Origin of the sequence: Mesorhizobium sp. M7A.T.Ca.US.000.02.2.1 (assembly GCF_003996995.1) — a bacterium.
In the GTDB taxonomy this organism is placed as follows: domain Bacteria; phylum Pseudomonadota; class Alphaproteobacteria; order Rhizobiales; family Rhizobiaceae; genus Mesorhizobium.
In genome coordinates this window covers 1-3533 of record NZ_RZTT01000529.1, presented here as the reverse complement: position 1 = coordinate 3533, position 3533 = coordinate 1, and the positions used below count along the sequence as shown (strand labels likewise).

Sequence of the window (3533 nt, the reverse complement as noted above, 5' to 3'; positions counted from 1 at the left end):
CGTTGCGACAGGCCAAAGCCCAGCTGCTTGCGCTTTTCCGGCCGCTTGCGTGTCAGCGCCAGCACCATGCCCATCGAGATGGCGATGGCGATCTGCGAGGAGCCGCCATAGGAGATGAACGGCAGCGTCATGCCCTTGGCCGGCACGAGCTGGAGGTTGACGCACATGTTGATGACCGCCTGCAGGCCGAACACGGTGACGAGACCGCCGACCGCATAGCGGGTGAAATCGTCATGCTCCTTCAGCGCCGTGTTGAGGCCGCGCAGAACGATGAAGGCGAAGATCGACATGATGAAGAAGCACATGATCAGCCCGAACTCTTCGCCGGCAACCGAGAAGACGAAGTCGGCATGGCTGTCGGGGATGACGCGCTTGACGGTGCCCTCGCCCGGTCCGACTCCGAACCAGCCGCCATTGATCAGCGCTTCGCGCCCCATGTCGACCTGGAACGTGTCGCCCTCGCCGGTGAGGAACTTGTCGATGCGCAGGGCAACGTGCGGGAACACCGTATAGGCGGCAAAGACGCCGCCGACGCCGGCCGCACCCAGCGCGACGATCCACAGCCAGGGCAGCCCGGCCATAAAGAACATGATGCCCCAGGTGCCGGTCGTCAGCATGGTCTGGCCGAGGTCCGGTTGCGCCACCAGCAGCGACACGACCAGCACCAGCAGCAGCATGGCGAACAGATTGCCCGGAATATCGGGCTGGCGCTTGTGCTCGGCGAAAAGCCACGCGCACATGATGACGAAGGCCGGCTTCAGGAATTCCGACGGCTGGATCGACAGGCCGGCAAGCGACACCCAGCGGCGCGCACCCTTCACCTCGACGCCGATGTAGAGCACCGCCACCATCAGCACCAGCATCAGGCACAGGATGACCAGCGCCATGCGCCGGATCTGCCTGGAATCGAGGAAGGAAACTGCCAGCATCACACCGAGCGCCGGCACGGTGAAGATGATCTGCCTGGTGGCAAAGTGGAAACTGTCGAGGCCGATGCGTTCGGCCACCGCCGGACTGGCGGCGAAGGACAAGACGATGCCGAGCCCCATCAGCGACAGGAACGCCGCCAGGAACCAGCGATCGATCGTCCACCACCAGGTTGCCACCGGGCTTTTGTCGAGACGGCTTTGCATTATCGTGCCCCTCCGATGGGTTTCACACCCTCGATAGCATTCGCAGCTTGCCTGAAGGCTTCGCCGCGGACTTCGAAATTCTTGAACTGGTCGAAACTGGCGCAGGCCGGCGACAGCAGCACCACCGCCTCGCCGCTGTCGTCCTTGGCCGCATCATGCGCGGCGTGCTCGACTGCCGCGGCCAGCGTGCCTGAGATCTCGTAGGGAACTGCCTCGCCCAGCGTCGCCGAAAAGGCCGGCGCCGCCTCGCCGATCAGATAGGCCTTGGCGATGCGCGGAAAGAAGCCGCGCAACGGCTCGATGCCGCCTTCCTTGGGCAGGCCGCCGGCGATCCAGTAGATGCGCGTAAAGCTGGATAGCGCGGGTGCTGCCGCATCGGCGTTGGTCGCCTTGGAATCGTTGATGAACAGCACATGGTCCTTGCGGCCGACCTGCTCCATGCGGTGAGCGAGGCCGGGAAAGCTCTCCAGCCCCGACTGGATTTCGCCAAGCTCCAGTCCGACCTTGAGGCAAGCGGCGACCGCCGCCAGCGCGTTCTGGGCATTGTGCTGGCCGCGCAGCGAGCCGATGCCTTCGAGGAAGGCGACGCGGCTGTAACGGCCGTGCACCGCTTCCATCAGATTGGTGCCATCGGCGAAATAGCCGTCCGTCAGTGGCAGGCGCTTGGAAATGCGGGTGACATGCCGCCCCGTCCGCTCCAGCCGCTCGGCGATCTGCGCGCACCAGGAATCGTCGATGCCGACGATCGCCGTCTCGCTGCCGGCTACCAGCCGCTCCTTGATCGCGGCGTAGTGCTGCATGGTGCCGTGGCGGTCGAGATGATCGGGCGTCAGGTTAAGCAGGATGCCCGCCGTCGGATTGATCGAAGGCGCGAGATCGATCTGGTAAGACGAGCATTCGACCACATAGTGCCGATCGGGCTCGGGCGGATCGAGCGTCATCACCGCGCGGCCGATATTGCCGCCCATCTGGGTGTCGCGTCCCGCGGCCTTGAGGATATGCGCGGTCAGCGCGGTTGTCGTCGACTTGCCGTTGGTGCCGGTGATGGCGATGAAAGGCGCCGTCGGCGCGCTCAGCATCCGCTCGCGGCAGAAAAGCTCGATATCGCCGATGATCTCGACGCCTGAACCGCGCGCCAGCTCCACCGTCCAATGCGGCTTGGGATGCGTCAGCGGGACGCCCGGCGACAGCACGAAAGCCGAGAATTTCGCCCAGTCGGCGCCGCGCAAATCAGCGGTCGCGATACCGGCACCGGCGGCCTTGGCCACGCTGTCGGGATTGTCGTCCCAGGCCAGCACGTCCGCGCCGCCCTCTATCAGCGCGCGCGCCGTCGCGATCCCCGAGCCACCGAGCCCGAAGAGCGAAACGCGCTTGCCTGAAAAGGATGCGGCGGGGATCAAAGGGCTTCCTATCTCAGCTTGAGGGTCGACAGGCCGACCAGCGCCAGGATGACGGCGATGATCCAGAAGCGGATCACCACCTGGCTTTCGGTCCAGCCGAGCTTTTCGAAATGATGGTGGATCGGCGCCATCAGGAACACCCGCTTGCCGGTCATCTTGAAGTAGCCGACCTGGATGATGACTGACAGGATTTCCACGACGAACAATCCGCCGACGATGACCAGCACGATCTCGTGCTTGGTGGCGACCGCGACGGTGCCGATCAGGCCACCCATGGCCAGCGAGCCGGTATCGCCCATGAAGATCGCCGCGGGCGGCGCATTAAACCAGAGGAAGCCGAGGCCGGCGCCGATGACAGCGCCGAGCACAACCGCCAGTTCACCGGTGCCGGGCACGAAATGGATCTGCAGATATTCGGCGAACACGGCGTTGCCGGAGAGATAGGCGATGACGCCGAAGGAGGCCGCCGCGATCATGATCGGCACGATCGCCAGCCCGTCCAGACCGTCGGTGAGGTTCACAGCATTGCCTGCTCCGACGATGACGAAGCAGGAGAACGGAATGAAGAACCAGCCGAGATTGACGATGAATTCCTTGGCGAAGGGAAACGTCAGCGACGAAGAGAACGGCGCCTGGCCATTGTGCATGATCACCCAGGCGGCGATGCCGGCGATGACGAATTCAAGCGCCAGCCTTGCCTTGCCGGAAAAGCCGAGATGCGACTGCTTGGTCACCTTCAAATAGTCGTCGTAGAAGCCGATCGAGCCGAAGCCCAGCGTCACCAGCAGCACCACCCAGACATAGATGCTCGACAGGTTGGCCCACAAAAGCGACGAGCCGATAATGCCCGACAGGATCATCAGCCCGCCCATGGTCGGCGTGCCGGCCTTCTTGAAATGCGTCTGCGGTCCGTCGGCGCGGATCGGCTGGCCCTTGCCTTGCCGCAGCCGCAGCGAATTGATGATGGTCGGCCCGAAGATGAAGACGATCAGCGCCGACG

Annotated in this window: 3 protein-coding genes; all 3 read right to left on the bottom strand. The window is 64.1% G+C overall.

What is annotated here, in order from left to right; genetic code table 11:
• The coding region (gene ftsW, locus EOD15_RS30925; protein ID WP_127409146.1) for a putative lipid II flippase FtsW at positions 1 to 1133 on the bottom strand (1133 nt) is incomplete at its 3' end.
• Positions 1133 to 2533: a UDP-N-acetylmuramoyl-L-alanine--D-glutamate ligase gene (gene murD, locus EOD15_RS30920; RefSeq protein WP_127319275.1), complete on the bottom strand. Its 1401-nt coding sequence runs from the start codon at positions 2531 to 2533 to the stop codon at positions 1133 to 1135. The genes murD and ftsW, both read right to left, overlap by 1 nt.
• An 8-nt stretch (positions 2534 to 2541) precedes the next feature.
• A partial coding sequence (mraY, locus tag EOD15_RS30915; protein ID WP_245463813.1) for a phospho-N-acetylmuramoyl-pentapeptide-transferase occupies positions 2542 to 3533 on the bottom strand: 992 nt, incomplete at its 5' end.